This window comes from Limnospira fusiformis SAG 85.79, assembly GCF_012516315.1.
Lineage (GTDB): Bacteria > Cyanobacteriota > Cyanobacteriia > Cyanobacteriales > Microcoleaceae > Limnospira > Limnospira fusiformis.
The window spans coordinates 4,177,678-4,194,056 of sequence record NZ_CP051185.1 but is presented as its reverse complement, the minus strand read 5'-3'; the positions used below and the strand labels follow the sequence as shown (position 1 = coordinate 4,194,056).

Below are 16,379 nucleotides of genomic sequence, written 5' to 3'. Positions count from 1 at the left end.
ATGCCAGCCCCCTACAGTTACGACCTTAGACAAAAAGTTATTAATGCAATTGAACTAGACGGTATACCCAAAACCGAAGCCAGTCAAGTTTTCCATGTCAGCAGGAACACCATCAATCTCTGGCTGCAAAGAAAAGAACACACCGGCGACTTCCTCCCTAAACTTAATCGCCCACCTGGTCATAGCCACCAAATTACCGACTGGCACAAATTCAAGGCTTTTGCCTAAGAGCATGGCCACAAAACCTCCGCTCAAATGGCTCAACTTTGGGATGACGACATCTATCCTCGCACCATATCCAGAGCCTTGAAGAAAATTGGCTTCACCAGAAAAAAAAACTTACGGCTACCAAGAACGTGATGAGCAACAGCGAGAGGAGTTTATTGCTCAGATTGAACAGATGGAGCCGGAAGGGTTGGTTTACCTCGATGAAGCTGGCATCAATAGTCAAGACTCGGATTATCCTTATGGTTACTGCGAGGAAGGACAACGCTTCCATGCCCTCAAATCCGGGAAGAGGCAGGGCATGAGCATGATTGCGGCATGGTGTCATCAACAACTCTTAGCTCCCTTTAGCTTTGAGGGTTGTTGTAATCGGACAGTGTTTGAGTTGTGGTTGGAGTTCATCTTAATTCCAACATTGAAGCCAGGTCAGACTCTAGTATTGGACAATGCAACGTTTCATAAAGGGGGGCGGATTGCTGAACTGGTGGAGGCAGCTCAATGCCGTTTACTCTATCTACCACCTTATTCGCCAGACCTCAACAAGATAGAGAAATGTTGGTCGTGGCTGAAAGCCCGTATTCGCCACTGCATTGAGCAGTTTGATTCTCTCCATGATGCCATGGATTCCGTTCTCAAAGCTGCGTCCTAACCACCTTGACTAATGCTATATAATGGAGAGGACGAGATGACTAAGAAGACCAAAAATGCCAGCCCCCTATAGTTACGACCTCAGACAAAAAGTTATTGATGCCATTGAACTAGACGGTATGCCCAAAACAGAAGCCAGTCAAGTTTTCCATGTCAGCAGGAACACCATTAATCTCTGGCTGCAAAGAAAAGCACAGACCGGAGACTTCCTCCCTAAACCTCATCACCGACCTGGCAATAACCACAAAATTACCGACTGGCAGAAATTCAAGGCTTTTGCCCAAGAGCATAAGAACTTCGAGTGATTCGACTTGTCCAACACAGGCAGCATCAATCCAATGAGCTTTAGGTAGGTTGAGCCGAATTCGATTGAACTTAGTTTGTCCGCCCGTTCCTGTGGTTACTGGGAGTCCTGTTGCTTTCAAAGCATTGAACAATGCCCATCGAGTTGAATTGACCGCTGCTGCATCTTTAAGGGGTGATTTTGCCTGCCTGAGAAGACGACTCAGTAAATCAGGCTGGCCCGATAAAAAATCTCGAATGTCCCCATTGCCTTTGGCTTGATTGCATGAGTGGCAAGCCATCGTCAGGTTAGAAACCCCGGTCAGAGCCAGCCTTAGACCGGGGCTGGATATGCTCAATTTCAAGCGCTACATTTTTATAGCATTAGTCAAGGTGGTTAGGACGCGGCTTGGAGAACGGAATCCATGGCATCATGGAGAGAATCAAACTGCTCAATACAATGGCGAATGCGGGCTTTCAACCACGACCAACATTTCTCTATCTTGTTGAGGTCTGGCGAATAAGGCGGAAGATAGAGTAAACGGCATTGAGCCGCCTCCACCAGTTCAGCAATCCGCCCCCCTTTATGAAACGTTGCATTGTCCAGTACTAGAGTTTGACCTGGCTTCAATGTTGGAATTAAGATGAACTCCAACCACAACTCAAACACTGTCCGATTACAACAACCCTCAAAGCTAAAGGGGGCTAAGAGTTGTTGATGACACCATGCCGCCATATAGCTCACCCTGCCCTGCCTCTTCCCGGATTTGAGGGCATGGAAGCGTTGTCCTTCCTCACAGTAACCATAAGGATAATCCGAGTCTTGACTATTGATGCCAGCTTCATCGAGGTAAACCAACTCTTCCGGCTCCATATGTTGAATCTGAGCAATAAACGCCTCTCGCTGTTGCTCATCACGTTCTTGGTAGCCGTAAGTTTTTTTTCTGGTGAAGCCAATTTTCTTCAAGGCTCTGGATATGGTGCGAGGAGAGATGTCGTCATCCCAAAGTTGAGCCATCTGAGCGGAGGTTTGATCGCCATGCTCTTGGGCAAAAGCCTTGAATTTGTGCCAGTCGGTAATTTGGTGGTTATGACCAGGTGGGCGATTAGGTTTAGGGAGGAAGTCTCCGGTGTGTTCTTTTCTTTGCAGCCAGAGATTGATAGTGTTCCGGCTGAGATGGAAAAATTGACTGGCTTTAGTTTTGGACATACCGTATAGTTCAATTGCATTGATAACTTTTTGTCTAAGGTCGTAACTGTAGGGGGCTGGCCTTTTGGGTCTTCTGTAGATATCCTTGCTATTATACGTCCTAACTTTTCTGTCTTTTCCTATAATTCTCCCGGATGTGTGAAACGTTCAGACGCAAATAGGCTGCAATGCTGAAATAACCGTCTGGTAGGGACTTCAACCCCCCGGCTGAATATAAGGATACTCTCCTGACCATCCCTATAACTTTTTATATGTCCCGACATTTTGTATAGGGTTATACAAAATAAGGCTGGGAACCCAAGGTCAAAACACTCTGTAACAATTATTAATATTTCTTAACAATTAGAGGGACGGGAAACCGAACCAAAAAAGAAACCGGGAAACCGAACAAGGAATAGACGGAATCAGAGATGAGGGTAACGGCGATAGCCACCCCCAACTTCAGGAATCACACCCCGTCAGATTGAAGCGGGGAACGGAAGGCGTGAGGGAAAACCTATTCCCAATAATACGACCACTGCCAACCATCCATGATTAAGGAGACTGAATGTCCGGCTTGAACCATCGTAAGAATTGAGTAGCGAAACAGGTTGATACGCTGCGCTCAAAAGAGCAAGGGAAAAAGTAGGTGGCTATTCTAACTACCTACACAGACCTTTAAAGTACCCCGGTGGACAGGACAAATCTAAAGATGAAATGCCCATATAAACGGAACGTTATAACCCCTTTCAGGCTCTGACAATCTGGTCGAGGTAGTCAGTAGTGATAAGTGTAAGCGCAAGGTGCGAGACGTTCGGGTATGAAATAGGGCTGAAATGCCCGAAATATAGCATTAGTCAAGGTGGTTAGGACGCAGCTTTGAGAACGGAATCCATGGCATCATGGAGAGAATCAAACTGCTCAATGCAGTGGCGAATACGGGCTTTCAGCCACGACCAACATTTCTCTATCTTGTTGAGGTCTGGCGAATAAGGTGGTAGATAGAGTAAACGGCATTGAGCTGCCTCCACCAGTTCAGCAATCCGTCCCCCTTTATGAAACGTTGCATTGTCCAATACTAGAGTCTGACCTGGCTTCAATGTTGGAATTAAGATGAACTCCAACCACAACTCAAACACTGTCCGATTACAACAACCCTCAAAGCTAAAGGGAGCTAAGAGTTGTTGATGACACCATGCGGCTATCATACTTACCCTGCCCTGCCTCTTCCCTGATTTGAGTGCATGGAAGCGTTTTCCTTCCTCGCAGTAACCATAAGGGTAATCCGAGTCCTGACTATTCATGCCGGCTTCATCGAGGTAGACCACTTCTTCCGGCTCCATCTGTTCAATCTGAGCCATAAACTCCTCTCGCTGTTGCTCATCACGTTCTTGGTAGCCGTAAGTTTTTTTTTCTGGTGAAGCCAATTTTCTTCAAGGCTCTGGATATGGTGCGAGGAGAGATGTCGTCATCCCAAAGTTCAGCCATTTGAGCTGCTGTTTTGTCGCCATGCTCTTGGGCAAAAGCCTTGAATTTTTCCCAGTCGGTAATTTTGTGGTTATTGCCAGGTCGGTGATGAGGTTTAGGGAGGAAGTCTCCGGTCTGTGCTTTTCTTTGCAGCCAGAGATTAATGGTGTTCCTGCTGACATGGAAAACTTGACTGGCTTCTGTTTTGGGCATACCGTCTAGTTCAATGGCATCAATAACTTTTTGTCTGAGGTCGTAACTATAGGGGGCTGGCATTTTTGGTCTTCTTAGTCATCTCGTCCTCTCCATTATACGTCCTAAGTGTTCTGTCTTGTGCTATAACTACCCGGTGAGGATTCCAGCTCCGAATCTGGATATAAGGAGACCTCTCCTGACCATCCTCATAACTGGTTATATGTCCCGACGCTTAGGGAACTAAGCAAGGCAGGGAACTCAAGGTCATAAACGAACTGAGAAATCAGGGAGTAGAGAGTAACGGCGATAGCCACCCCCAGTTTTGGAAATCATAACTCCAGGATTGAAGCGGGGAACGGAAGGCGTGAGGTAGAACCTACTACCAAGACGCGACCACTGCCAACCATCTATGATTAGGAAGACCGAATGTCCGACTTGAACCATCGTAATACACTAGCAGCGAAATAGGTTGACACGCTGCGCTCAAAAGGGCAAGGGGAAAAGTAGGGGGTTCGTGCGACTACCTATACAGACCTTTAAAAGTACCCCGGCGGAGAGGACAAATCTAACGATGGAATGCCCATATAATCGGAACGTTGTAACCCCTCTAATGCTCTGCCTATAAACCAGTGAGTAATGCTATTCACAAGGCAGTAGTGAAAAATGTAAGCGCATGCTTAGAGGGTGAAGGATGTGACCAGAAGCTAAAGCCCAATTGTCATGGTTGGGATATGCCCACAGGTCACGGTGGGGATATAGATACTGCGGTCAGTAAGAGTATAATGGCGAGGACGAGTTTAAAGACTACGTGGTGCATATAGCTCTGAACATCGAAGTAGAAAGCAGGTCTCTTGATTCTGCTCCTTTGACAAATAGGGTATCCACACCAGGAGCCGTGTGATGGGAAACTATCAAGCACGGTTCTGAATGGGAGTTCGGGAAGGTGACTTCACTCTCGACCCCTAACCCTTTAAGGGGAAGGGATGTGACTGAAAGCTAATGCCTAACTGTAATGGTTAGGATATGCCCACTAGTCACGGTGTGGATATATAGCACCAGACAGGAAAGTTAGGACGTATAATGGAGAGGACGAGATGACTAAGAAGACCAAAAATGCCAGCCCCCTATAGTTACGACCTCAGACAAAAAGTTATTGATGCAATTGAACTAGACGGTATGCCCAAAACAGAAGCCAGTCAAGTTTTCCATGTCAGCCGGAACACCATTAATCTCTGGCTCCAAAGAAAAGCACAGACCGGAGACTTCCTCCCTAAACCTAATCACCCACCTGGCAATAACCACAAAATTACCGACTGGCATAAATTCAAGGCTTTTGCCCAAGAGCATGGCCACAAAACCTCCGCTCAAATGGCTGAACTTTGGGATGACGACATCTCTCCTCGCACCATATCCAGAGTCTTGAAGAAAATTGGCTTCACCAGAAAAAAAAACTTACGGCTACCAAGAACGTGATGAGCAACAGCGAGAGGAGTTTATGGCTCAGATTGAACAGATGGAGCCACAAGAAGTGGTCTACCTCGATGAAGCCGGCATGAATAGTCAGGACTCGGATTACCCTTATGGTTACTGCGAGGAAGGAAAACGCTTCCATGCCCTCAAATCAGGGAAGAGGCAGGGCAGGGTGAGCTATATAGCCGCATGGTGTCATCAACAACTCTTAGCCCCCTTTAGCTTTGAGGGTTGTTGTAATCGGACAGTGTTTGAGTTGTGGTTGGAGTTCATCTTAATTCCAACACTGAAGCCAGGTCAGACTCTAGTGCTAGACAATGCAACGTTTCATAAAGGGGGACGGATTTCTGAGCTAGTGGAGGCGGCTCAATGCCGTTTGCTCTATCTACCACCTTATTCGCCAGACCTCAACAAGATAGAGAAATGTTGGTCGTGGTTGAAAGCCCGCATTCGCCATTGTATTGAGCAGTTTGATTCTCTCCATGATGCCATGGATTCCGTTCTCCAAACTGCGTCCTAACTACCTTGACTAATGCTAATAGCACAAGACAGAATACTTAGGACGTATAATGGAGAGGACGAGATGACTAAGAAGACCAAAAATGCCAGCCCCCTATAGTTACGACCTCAGACAAAAAGTTATTGATGCCATTGAACTAGACGGTATGCCCAAAACAGAAGCCAGTCAAGTTTTCCATGTCAGCCGGAACACCATTAATCTCTGGCTGCAAAGAAAAGCACAGACCGGAGACTTCCTCCCTAAACCTCATCACCGACCTGGCAATAACCACAAAATTACCGACTGGCAAAAATTCAAGGCTTTTGCCCAAGAGCATGGCGACAAAACCTCCGCTCAAATGGCTGAACTTTGGGATGACGACATCTCTCCTCGCACCATATCCAGAGCCTTGAAGAAAATTGGCTTCACCAGAAAAAAAACTTACGGCTACCAAGAACGTGATGAGCAACAGCGAGAGGAGTTTATGGCTCAGATTGAACAGATGGAGCCGGAAGAAGTGGTCTACCTCGATGAAGCCGGCATGAATAGTCAGGACTCGGATTACCCTTATGGTTACTGCGAGGAAGGAAAACGCTTCCATGCACTCAAATCAGGGAAGAGGCAGGGCAGGGTAAGTATGATAGCCGCATGGTGTCATCAACAACTCTTAGCTCCCTTTAGCTTTGAGGGTTATTGTCATCGGACAGTGTTTGAGTTGTGGTTGGAGTTCATCTTAATTCCAACATTGAAGCCAGGTCAGACTCTAGTATTGGACAATGCAACGTTTCATAAAGGGGGACGGATTGCTGAACTGGTGGAGGCAGCTCAATGCCGTTTACTCTATCTTCCGCCTTATTCGCCAGACCTCAACAAGATAGAGAAATGTTGGTCGTGGCTGAAAGCCCGTATTCGCCACTGCACGTGAGCAGTTTGATTCTCTCCATGATGCCATGGATTCCGTTCTCAAAGCTGCGTCCTAACCACCTTGACTAATACTATATCTGGATGTGACGCACCCTACGAGCCGTGTGAGGTGAAAGTCTCAAGCACGGTTTTGCATGGGAGGGGGAGATGGTGACATCTCTCTCGACCCCTACTATGGGTGTGCTGGAAGCGTGGCGTGTATTTTGCCAAGGTTGAAGCAGCAGGCACCAGTCAAGAGTGCCCTCAATGCTCAACAGCGGTCAAGAAAGACCTCAGTATCCGGGTTCATAAATGTCCTGAGTGCGGCTACATCACCAATCGCGACGTGGCCGCCGCCCAAGTCATTCGGAACCGAGGGATTGCAGCGGCAGGGCTTACCGTCAAGAAGCTCGGTGAGGGTAAAGTCGTTGGACTCCCGTAGAACTGCGAATCCCCGCGCCTTTAGGCCGGGGAGTGTCAATCTTTTATCCAAGGGTGGGTTGATTAATCCCAACTAACTAAGGGCCTGATTCCTCAAACCAAGCCCTCGCGCCGCCTAACTCCCCGGTGACAGGCGCGACAGGCGAAACCCGCCACTAACCCTAATGGGAGTGTCAACTATATTATGTGGCTTCACCTACCTACTTTAAGGAGAGGTCGAAGCCCGTTCTGTCAATTCCGCACCAGTTTGACCATTACTGGTCGGAACGCTACCATTGCGGGGTTGGATGACTCCATAACCACCATGATGCGATCGCTGATAGATTACATTAATCTCATCAGTTTCAGCATTACGGAACATATAAAAATCATGATCAATAAGCTGCAACTGTTCTAATGCTTCTTGAATGCTCATGGGAGGCATGGCAAAATATTTCGTCCGCACCACTTCTTCTGGAAGTTTCACAGTGCGATCGCCAATTAAATCATCAACAATGGGCTTCTGTGCAACCACTTCACCAGTCTTAGGAAGCTGATATTGTTTCGCCATGCGTTTTTCTTTGTACTTACGCAATTGACGAGCAATTTTATCTGCTACTAGGTCAATACTGGCATAGAGATTTTCACTGCTTTCTTGAGCACGAATAACTGTGCCATTGGCATAAATCGTGACTTCAGCAGTTTGTCTTGGATTTATCCGAGGGTTCCGAGCCACAGATAAATGGACATCCACTTCGTTTGTCAATTGCTGAAAGTGACTAACAGCTTTGGCAATTTTCTGTTGTACATACTCGTGAATAGCATCGGTAATTTCAAGATTTTTACCCTGGATAACAAGCTTCATACAGCTCCCTCCCGATCATAGTGTGGGCTTAACTTCACCTTAACATTTTGCATTTCAGAAATGTAATTTCTTTAAAATCCTTTGCATCTCTTGACAATTCTTGATGGGTCAATTCACAGATCATCCTATTCAATCATCCATGATTGTCCAGAATATAACTGGCCGACCTATCACCTGGTTTTTCAGTCGTTCCACAGCGGTAGACTCCGGTTAAGAATTACTTTGATGATGCCCTTTGGTTCCCCCAAAATAAGGAAATTGTCGCAACTTAGTAGTGTCGAGAGAGAAGTCACCTTCTCCCCCTCCCATACAAAACCGTACGTGATAGTTTCCCATCATACGGCTCCTAGTCTGATTGCTCCATTGTTAGGGATACAGCGTTGGCATTGTCAAGTGCCGTCTTATCATCGTGACAGTAAAATCCTTTGCATCTCTTGACAATTCTTGATGGGTCAATTCACAGATCATCCTATTCAATCATCCATGATTGTCCAGAATATAACTGGCCGACCTATCACCTGGTTTTTCAGTCGTTCCACAGCGGTAGACTCCGGTTAAGAATTACTTTGATGATGCCCTTTGGTTCCCCCAAAATAAGGAAATTGTCGCAACTTAGTAGTGTCGAGAGAGAAGTCACCTTCTCCCCCTCCCATACAAAACCGTACGTGATAGTTTCCCATCATACGGCTCCTAGTCTGATTGCTCCATTGTTAGGGATACAGCGTTGGCATTGTCAAGTGCCGTCTTATCATCGTGACAGTGGCGGTGTAGTAGTTGAAGATTTTTGTATTCGTCCTTTCCGCCGAGACTTCGAGGTACAATGTGGTCTATTTCAACTATGTCTGATGGGGTAAAGTATTGCCCACACCAGGTACACTTGCCTTTTTGCTTCTTGAGTAGTTTTGCTACCCTTGTTGGCGTGTCGATTGCTTGTCCTTTTCTGGTTGCCCAATAAGTCCAATTTCCGTCGTATGGTGTTGCTTCAGGGCGTATTGTGGTATGTCTGGCAATCGGAGTGTAGCTATGTTTCCATAGTGTGTGTCCATCCTTGGTCTGGAATAACCAAGATTCATGCCTTTCTACCTCATTGCTAAGTTTAACTGTTCCATGTCTGAAATAGTTTCCTAGCTTCTCGTAAACTTGCCTTTCCGCATCTTGATACTGTCCATGCCCGTAACATCTGCCAGATTATATTGTCTAGCTTACCGAAGGTCTCTGATGAGACGACTCCTGAATAATAGTTTGACCATCCCCGAATAATCGGGTTTAGTTTGTTTATCAGGGCTGATTGAGGTGCTGTTTTATGTTGTTTGATTACACCTTTAATCACTTCTGTATGGGCTTTAACTGCTTTATTGCTGGGTTTAATGTGGGTTTTGAATCCCAACATTTTGTGAGGGGTTTTATTAAGTAGAAAACTACCTTTCCTTCGTTCCCCTAATTTCCCAGACTTGTATTTTCCTACCGGGTATTGCCTGATATTGAATCCGAGAAAATCAAACCCGGGTTCTTCTGTTTTGCCATTATACTCAATAGGTTTGAGTGTGTGACAAATTCGAGTCTTTTCAGGTTTAATCTCTAGTCCTACAGGTTTGAGCCATTCAGAAATAGCAGTCTTGCACTGTTCAATAATTTCGAGTGATGGTGATATTACTACGAAATCATCGGCGTATCTTATTGTAGTGGCTTGAGCCCTATTATTTTTCTTAGGATACATTGTTTCAATTAACCTAGCTATTCCATCCAGTGCGATGTTGGCTAGGAGTGGACTTATTACCCCTCCTTGGGGTGTCCCTGTTTCTGTATCATCGAAAACGCCGTTATCTAGCACTCCTGCTTTAAGCCATTGTTTCAGGTCTTTCTTTAGGTTGCTTGGACAATGAATTGTGTTCAGTAGATAATCATGGTTCACGGTAAGAGCATTTGGCTATATCTGCATCCAGTATGTAATAACCTCCTTTGTTTATACTTTGAAAGATTCTGGATATTGCATCATGGGCTGACCGTCCGGGTCGGAACCCATAGCTGTTGCTTTCAAACCTCGATTCCCATTCAGGTTCGAGTGCCGACTTTACCAAGGCTTGCCTTGCTCTATCTTGGATAGTGGGTATTCCCAGAGGACGTTTTTCATCCCTTCCGGGTTTTTGAATCCACACCCTACGCAGTGGTTTTGCTTTGAGATTTCCTTTGATACTCTTAGCTAGTTCCAGTCTTTGTCTTGGGGAGATTGCTCTCATTCCATCGACACCTGCTGTCTTTTTGCCTTGATTATCTTGAGTCACTCGCCGCACTGCTAAGAGTCGGGCATAATATGATTTCACCAGTAGACGTTGCCACCTTCTTGCTTTTGCGTCCTGTCCCGATTTAGCTGCTTGAAATATCCTCTTTTGGAGCTTGAAAACTTGACGTTGAACTTTCGCCCATGGTATAGCTTTCCATACACTCGTAGTCTTGATTGGCTTTGATTTCTCAAACCCTTTCTTTAAACTCGCTTTCGTCATAATGACTCCTACTAGACTCTATTCTTTACAATCAAACCGTGACTTGTCAGCATATCCCTGCCATTACAGCAGGGCGTTAGCTTCTGGTCACATCTCATCCCCTAATAGGCTGGCGCTTACACTTTCACTACTGTTTATCTCGACCAGATAATCAGAGCCTAAGAGGGGTTAAAACGTTCCGTTTATATGGGCATTCCGTCTTTAGACTTGTCCTATCCACCGGAGTACTTTAAAGGTCTGTGTAGGTGTTATATAAAGAACCCTACTTTTCCCCTTACCCTTTTGGGCGCAGCGTGTCAACCTATTTCGCTGCCTGCTAATGACGATGGTTCAAGTCGGAACATTCAGATTTCCTTAGTCATGGATGGTTGGCAGTGGTCGGATTATTGGGAATAGGTTTTCCCTCACGCCTTCCGTTCCCCGCTTCAATCCTAGGGTTGTGATTCCTAAAACTGGGGGTGGCTATCGCCGTTACTCTTTCCCACAATCGCCTAAGTGGTTTTAATACTCCTCCTTATGGTGTAATTGAGCATTACGATTTTCTTTGTGGGATTGACCTTGAGTTCCCTGCCTTGCTTTTCGCTTCGGGACATATAAACAGTTATGGGGATGGTCAGAAGCGAGGTTCTTATATTCAACCGATGGGCTGAAATCCCCACCAGGCGGTTATTTCGGGTATTACAACCCTATTTCATGCCTGAACGTCTCGCACTTTTAGGTGTAGCCTAGCTTTTTACAGTGTTATCGCTACTACTTTGGCTTACTTTTTTAAGTCCATCAAGATCCGCCATGTTTTAGCATATCTTTTCTGAACCCAAGGTCTTGCAACCTGAGCGGATATCCTATTATGTTACCACAATCTGCTCACCTGATCACCGACAGCCAGACTGACATAAATCTATGTAAAGTTTTGTCAAAAACCTCTTGCTTTTTGGGGTAATTTGTTGTATAAGTGCGGAAGTTGACCGTATCCTAATTGCTGTCGTGGATGTTATAGCATTAGTCAAGGTGGTTAGGACGCAGCTTGGAGAACGGAATCCATGGCATCATGGAGAGAATCAAACTGCTCAATACAATGGCGAATGCGGGCTTTCAACCACGAACAACATTTCTCTATCTTGTTGAGGTCTGGCGAATAAGGTGGTAGATAGAGCAAACGGCATTGAGCCGCCTCCACTAGCTCAGGAATCCGTCCCCCTTTATGAAACGTTGCATTGTCTAGCACTAGAGTCTGACCTGGCTTCAGTGTTGGAATTAAGATGAACTCCAACCACAACTCAAACACTGTCCGATTACAACAACCCTCAAAGCTAAAGGGGGCTAAGAGTTGTTGATGACACCATGGGGCCATATAGCTCACCCTGCCCTGCCTCTTCCCTGATTTGAGGGCATGGAAGCGTTTTCCTTCCTCGCAGTAACCATAAGGGTAATCCGAGTCCTGACTATTCATGCCGGCTTCATCGAGGTAGACCACTTCTTGTGGCTCCATCTGTTCAATCTGAGCCATAAACTCCTCTCGCTGTTGCTCATCACGTTCTTGGTAGCCGTAAGTTTTTTTTCTGGTGAAGCCAATTTTCTTCAAGGCTCTGGATATGGTGCGAGGAGAGATGTCGTCATCCCAAAGTTCAGCCATTTGAGCGGAGGTTTGATCGCCATGCTCTTGGGCAAAAGCCTTGAATTTATGCCAGTCGGTAATTTTGTGGTTATTGCCAGGTCGGTGATGAGGTTTAGGGAGGAAGTCTCCGGTCTGTGCTTTTCTTTGCAGCCAGAGATTAATGGTGTTCCGGCTGACATGGAAAACTTGACTGGCTTCTGTTTTGGGCATACCGTCTAGTTCAATGGCATCAATAACTTTTTGTCTGAGGTCGTAACTATAGGGGGCTGGCATTTTTGGTCTTCTTAGTCATCTCGTCCTCTCGATTATACGTCCTAACTTTCCTGTCTTGTGCTATAGGTTGATACGCTGCGCTCAAAAGGGCAAGGGGAAAAGTAGGAGGCTGTTATAACTACCTACACAGACCTTTAAAAGTACCCCGGTGGATAGGACAAATCTAAAGATGGAATGCCCGCATAGATGGAACGTTTAAACCCCTCATTGGCTCTGCTAATAAATAAGTGAGTGTGCGAGATGTTTAGGAATGAAATAGGGCTGAGATGCTCGAAATAACCTCCTAGTGGGGACTTCAACCCCTTGGTTGAATACAAGAAACTCGTATCTCGTTTCTGACCATCCCCATAACTGTTTATATGTCCCGACGTTTGGAGGAATCCAAACAAGGCAGGGAACTCAAGGTCAAGACTGAACGCTGGTTTTATGTACAGCAGGAAGTTGAGAGTAAAGGCGATAGCCACCCCCAGTTTCAGGACTCACAACCCGTCAGATTGAAGCGGGGAACGGAAGGCGTGAGGGAAACCTGTTCCCAATAACCCGACCACTGCCAATCATCTATGATTAGGGAAACCGAATGTCCGGCTTGAACCATCGTCAATTTATAGTAGCGAAACAGGTTGAAACGCTGCGCTCAAAAGAGCAAGGGGAAAAGTAGGAGTTTACTTACACTACCTACACAGACCTTGAAAATACCCCGGTGGATAGGACCAATCTAAAGATGGAATGCCCATATAAACGGAACGTTTAAACCCCTCTTAGGCTCTGCTAATAAACAAGTGAGCAATATTACTCGCAAGCAGAGCGTGAAAAGTGTAAGCGTATGGTGCGAGACGTTCGGGTATGAAATAGGGCTGAAATGCCCGAAATAACTACCCGGTGAGGATTCCAGCTCCGAATCTGGATATAAGGAGACCTCTCCTGACCATCCTCATAACTGGTTATATAGCATTAGTTAAGGTGGTTAGGACGCAGCTTTGAGAACGGAATCCATGGCATCATGGAGAGAATCAAACTGCTCAATGCAGTGGCGAATACGGGCTTTCAGCCACGACCAACATTTCTCTATCTTGTTGAGGTCTGGCGAATAAGGTGGTAGATAGAGTAAACGGCATTGAGCTGCCTCCACCAGTTCAGCAATCCGCCCCCCTTTATGAAACGTTGCATTGTCCAATACTAGAGTCTGACCTGGCTTCAATGTTGGAATTAAGATGAACTCCAACCACAACTCAAACACTGTCCGATTACAACAACCCTCAAAGCTAAAGGGAGCTAAGAGTTGTTGATGACACCATGCGGCTATATAGCTTACCCTGCCCTGCCTCTTCCCTGATTTGAGTGCATGGAAGCGTTTTCCTTCCTCGCAGTAACCATAAGGGTAATCCGAGTCCTGACTATTCATGCCGGCTTCATCGAGGTAGACCACTTCTTCCGGCTCCATCTGTTCAATCTGAGCCATAAACTCCTCTCGCTGTTGCTCATCACGTTCTTGGTAGCCGTAAGTTTTTTTTTCTGGTGAAGCCAATTTTCTTCAAGGCTCTGGATATGGTGCGAGGAGAGATGTCGTGATCCCAAAGTTCAGCCATTTGAGCGGAGGTTTTGTGGCCATGCTCTTGGGCAAAAGCCTTGAATTTCTGCCAGTCGGTAATTTTGTGGTTATTGCCAGGTCGGTGATGAGGTTTAGGGAGGAAGTCTCCGGTCTGTGCTTTTCTTTGCAGCCAGAGATTAATGGTGTTCCTGCTGACATGGAAAACTTGACTGGCTTCTGTTTTGGGCATACCGTCTAGTTCAATGGCATCAATAACTTTTTGTCTGAGGTCGTAACTATAGGGGGCTGGCATTTTTGGTCTTCTTAGTCATCTCGTCCTCTCCATTATACGTCCTAAGTGTTCTGTCTTGTGCTATATGTCCCGACGCTTAGGGAACTAAGCAAGGCAGGGAACTCAAGGTCATAAACGAACTGAGAAATCAGGGAGTAGAGAATAACGGCGATAGCCACCCCCAGTTTTGGAAATCATAACTCCAGGATTGAAGCGGGGAACGGAAGGCGTGAGGTAGAACCTACTACCAAGACGCGACCACTGCTAACCATCTATGATTAGGAAGACCGAATGTCCGACTTGAACCATCGTAATACACTAGCAGCGAAATAGGTTGACACGCTGCGCTCAAAAGGGCAAGGGGAAAAGTAGGGGGTTCGTCCGACTACCTACACAGACCTTGAAAAGTACCCCGGCTAAGTACAGGACAAAAGTTGTAGAGCCTGGTGAAACCGCCCTGAAAACAAAGGCAGATTAGAGAAAGTGCGGCGTAGAAAATCGAAGCCAGTGCGGAAAAGACTCTGGGAGCGTCGTCCGTGAGCCTTCAAAGGAATGGGTGAACCTTGGTGAATCCACAAACCCACCTTCATAGCCCAAGTATAGCACAAGACAGAACACTTAGGACGTATAATGGAGAGGACGAGATGACTAAGAAGACCAAAAATGCCAGCCCCCTATAGTTACGACCTCAGACAAAAAGTTATTGATGCCATTGAACTAGACGGTATGCCCAAAACAGAAGCCAGTCAAGTTTTCCATGTCAGCAGGAACACCATTAATCTCTGGCTGCAAAGAAAAGCACAGACCGGAGACTTCCTCCCTAAACCTCATCACCGACCTGGCAATAACCACAAAATTACCGACTGGGAAAAATTCAAGGCTTTTGCCCAAGAGCATGGCGACAAAACAGCAGCTCAAATGGCTGAACTTTGGGATGACGACATCTCTCCTCGCACCATATCCAGAGCCTTGAAGAAAATTGGCTTCACCAGAAAAAAAAACTTACGGCTACCAAGAACGTGATGAGCAACAGCGAGAGGAGTTTATGGCTCAGATTGAACAGATGGAGCCGGAAGAAGTGGTCTACCTCGATGAAGCCGGCATGAATAGTCAGGACTCGGATTACCCTTATGGTTACTGCGAGGAAGGAAAACGCTTCCATGCACTCAAATCAGGGAAGAGGCAGGGCAGGGTAAGTATGATAGCCGCATGGTGTCATCAACAACTCTTAGCTCCCTTTAGCTTTGAGGGTTGTTGTAATCGGACAGTGTTTGAGTTGTGGTTGGAGTTCATCTTAATTCCAACATTGAAGCCAGGTCAGACTCTAGTATTGGACAATGCAACGTTTCATAAAGGGGGACGGATTGCTGAACTGGTGGAGGCAGCTCAATGCCGTTTACTCTATCTACCACCTTATTCGCCAGACCTCAACAAGATAGAGAAATGTTGGTCGTGGCTGAAAGCCCGTATTCGCCACTGCATTGAGCAGTTTGATTCTCTCCATGATGCCATGGATTCCGTTCTCAAAGCTGCGTCCTAACCACCTTGACTAATGCTATAAAAGCCAGGCTAAGCAAAGCCAATAAACGGCTCAAGCGCTCAGGGTCCTTAAAGTGAGTCGATTCGAGACAGAAGCCCCGAGTCTTCAAGGCTCCGAAGAGGTTTTCAATACCCCAACGCCGAGCATAGTCGGGGAGGGCCGTTTCGGGGCAAGCGTTAGTGATGAGAATCAACAACTCCCCCGAATCAGCCAGACGAGAGCCAATGACGTAAACCTGCCGTCCCCAAACCCAACGGCGACCCGAAAGCTGGCGAAATTCTCCGGGTCGCAGAGAATCAAACATTCGTTCGCCGCTACGCCGAGTTCCTCCTAACTTAGGACTAATCAGCTCGCTGTGGCGGATGCGTAGGCGGAAAGGAACCTCGGGGTCGATGAGAAGATACGAGAGCCAATCTCGCCCCACAAATTCCCGGTCATATCAAGTTCGCTTAATCGGTTATAATATC

11 protein-coding genes and 8 pseudogenes are annotated in these 16,379 nt (G+C 46.4%); 7 read left to right on the top strand and 12 right to left on the bottom strand.

Annotated elements, in window-relative coordinates; genetic code table 11:
* Positions 1–874 (top strand): annotated as a pseudogene (locus tag HFV01_RS19655) (IS630 family transposase).
* 55 nt (positions 875–929) lie between these two features.
* Positions 930–1,163: pseudogene (locus HFV01_RS19650) on the top strand (IS630 transposase-related protein); the annotation flags it as partial.
* On the opposite strand, the pseudogene HFV01_RS19645 reads toward HFV01_RS19650, so the two are convergent.
* The 4 genes and pseudogenes from HFV01_RS19645 to HFV01_RS19630 form a co-directional block, all read right to left on the bottom strand.
* Positions 1,164–1,533, bottom strand: a pseudogene (locus tag HFV01_RS19645) (HNH endonuclease); the annotation flags it as partial.
* 19 nt (positions 1,534–1,552) lie between these two features.
* Entirely contained in the window at positions 1,553–2,446 is an 894-nt protein-coding gene (locus tag HFV01_RS19640; protein ID WP_039932096.1) for an IS630 family transposase, read from the bottom strand.
* 764 nt (positions 2,447–3,210) lie between these two features.
* Positions 3,211–4,087 (bottom strand): IS630-like element ISAtsp1 family transposase gene (locus HFV01_RS19635; protein WP_048895136.1). Its coding sequence is split into 2 segments (ribosomal slippage): positions 3,211–3,756 and positions 3,758–4,087, totalling 876 coding nucleotides; the frame shifts between segments, so codons are not numbered across the junction.
* Positions 4,088–4,270: 183 nt separating this feature from the next.
* Positions 4,271–4,450, bottom strand: coding sequence for a hypothetical protein (locus tag HFV01_RS19630; RefSeq protein WP_008050473.1), 180 nt, complete (start codon positions 4,448–4,450; stop codon positions 4,271–4,273).
* 669 nt (positions 4,451–5,119) lie between these two features.
* On the opposite strand from HFV01_RS19630, the gene HFV01_RS19625 reads away from it, so the two are divergent.
* From HFV01_RS19625 to HFV01_RS19615, 3 genes and pseudogenes are all read left to right on the top strand, one after another.
* Positions 5,120–5,996, top strand: a protein-coding gene (locus tag HFV01_RS19625) for an IS630 family transposase (protein ID WP_193520320.1) whose coding sequence is annotated in 2 segments (ribosomal slippage) — positions 5,120–5,449 and positions 5,451–5,996 — 876 coding nt in all. Because the reading frame shifts where the segments join, the coding sequence is not laid out codon by codon here.
* Positions 5,997–6,078: 82 nt separating this feature from the next.
* Positions 6,079–6,955 (top strand): IS630-like element ISAtsp1 family transposase gene (locus HFV01_RS19620; protein ID WP_249432976.1). Its coding sequence is split into 2 segments (ribosomal slippage): positions 6,079–6,891 and positions 6,893–6,955, totalling 876 coding nucleotides; the frame shifts between segments, so codons are not numbered across the junction.
* A gap of 119 nt (positions 6,956–7,074) precedes the next feature.
* Positions 7,075–7,320 (top strand): annotated as a pseudogene (locus HFV01_RS19615) (zinc ribbon domain-containing protein); the annotation flags it as partial.
* A 204-nt stretch (positions 7,321–7,524) separates the two neighbouring features.
* On the opposite strand, the gene hpf reads toward HFV01_RS19615, so the two are convergent.
* The 3 genes and pseudogenes from hpf to ltrA all read right to left on the bottom strand — a co-directional run bounded on the left by hpf (position 7,525) and on the right by ltrA (position 10,664).
* Positions 7,525–8,163, bottom strand: coding sequence for a ribosome hibernation-promoting factor, HPF/YfiA family (gene hpf, locus HFV01_RS19610; protein ID WP_006620899.1), 639 nt, complete (start codon positions 8,161–8,163; stop codon positions 7,525–7,527).
* A 346-nt stretch (positions 8,164–8,509) separates the two neighbouring features.
* A pseudogene (locus HFV01_RS32160) lies at positions 8,510–8,581 on the bottom strand (HNH endonuclease); the annotation flags it as partial.
* 272 nt (positions 8,582–8,853) lie between these two features.
* Positions 8,854–10,664 (bottom strand): annotated as a pseudogene (gene ltrA / locus HFV01_RS31000) (group II intron reverse transcriptase/maturase).
* 364 nt (positions 10,665–11,028) lie between these two features.
* On the opposite strand from ltrA, the gene HFV01_RS19590 reads away from it, so the two are divergent.
* Entirely contained in the window at positions 11,029–11,169 is a 141-nt protein-coding gene (locus tag HFV01_RS19590) for a hypothetical protein (protein ID WP_006620896.1), read from the top strand.
* A 507-nt stretch (positions 11,170–11,676) separates the two neighbouring features.
* Here the strand turns inward: HFV01_RS19590 and HFV01_RS19585 are convergent.
* The 4 genes and pseudogenes from HFV01_RS19585 to HFV01_RS19570 form a co-directional block, all read right to left on the bottom strand.
* Entirely contained in the window at positions 11,677–12,552 is an 876-nt protein-coding gene (locus HFV01_RS19585) for an IS630 family transposase (RefSeq protein WP_193520319.1), read from the bottom strand.
* A gap of 472 nt (positions 12,553–13,024) precedes the next feature.
* Complete coding sequence (locus tag HFV01_RS30995) at positions 13,025–13,147, bottom strand: hypothetical protein (RefSeq protein ID WP_006620893.1); 123 nt, start codon at positions 13,145–13,147, stop codon at positions 13,025–13,027.
* Positions 13,148–13,516: 369 nt separating this feature from the next.
* Positions 13,517–14,393, bottom strand: a protein-coding gene (locus HFV01_RS19575; RefSeq protein ID WP_157883430.1) for an IS630-like element ISAtsp1 family transposase whose coding sequence is annotated in 2 segments (ribosomal slippage) — positions 13,517–14,062 and positions 14,064–14,393 — 876 coding nt in all. Because the reading frame shifts where the segments join, the coding sequence is not laid out codon by codon here.
* A gap of 395 nt (positions 14,394–14,788) precedes the next feature.
* Positions 14,789–14,980 (bottom strand): annotated as a pseudogene (locus HFV01_RS19570) (IS4 family transposase); the annotation flags it as partial.
* Positions 14,981–15,035: 55 nt separating this feature from the next.
* Here HFV01_RS19570 and HFV01_RS19565 point away from each other — a divergent pair.
* Positions 15,036–15,912 (top strand): IS630-like element ISAtsp1 family transposase gene (locus tag HFV01_RS19565; RefSeq protein ID WP_048895136.1). Its coding sequence is split into 2 segments (ribosomal slippage): positions 15,036–15,365 and positions 15,367–15,912, totalling 876 coding nucleotides; the frame shifts between segments, so codons are not numbered across the junction.
* 1 nt (position 15,913) lies between these two features.
* Here HFV01_RS19565 and HFV01_RS19560 read toward each other — a convergent pair.
* Positions 15,914–16,348 (bottom strand): annotated as a pseudogene (locus HFV01_RS19560) (transposase); the annotation flags it as partial.
* Between the last annotated feature and the right edge of the window lie 31 nt (positions 16,349–16,379).

Excerpts from the sequence above, each read along its gene's own strand:
- HFV01_RS19630 (WP_008050473.1), bottom strand. The coding sequence starts at position 4,450 with ATGGTTCAAGTCGGACATTCGGTCTTCCTAATCATAGATGGTTGGCAG.
- hpf (WP_006620899.1), bottom strand. The coding sequence starts at position 8,163 with ATGAAGCTTGTTATCCAGGGTAAAAATCTTGAAATTACCGATGCTATT.
- HFV01_RS19590 (WP_006620896.1), top strand. The coding sequence starts at position 11,029 with ATGGTTGGCAGTGGTCGGATTATTGGGAATAGGTTTTCCCTCACGCCT.
- HFV01_RS19585 (WP_193520319.1), bottom strand. The coding sequence starts at position 12,552 with ATGCCAGCCCCCTATAGTTACGACCTCAGACAAAAAGTTATTGATGCC.
- HFV01_RS30995 (WP_006620893.1), bottom strand. The coding sequence starts at position 13,147 with ATGGTTCAAGCCGGACATTCGGTTTCCCTAATCATAGATGATTGGCAG.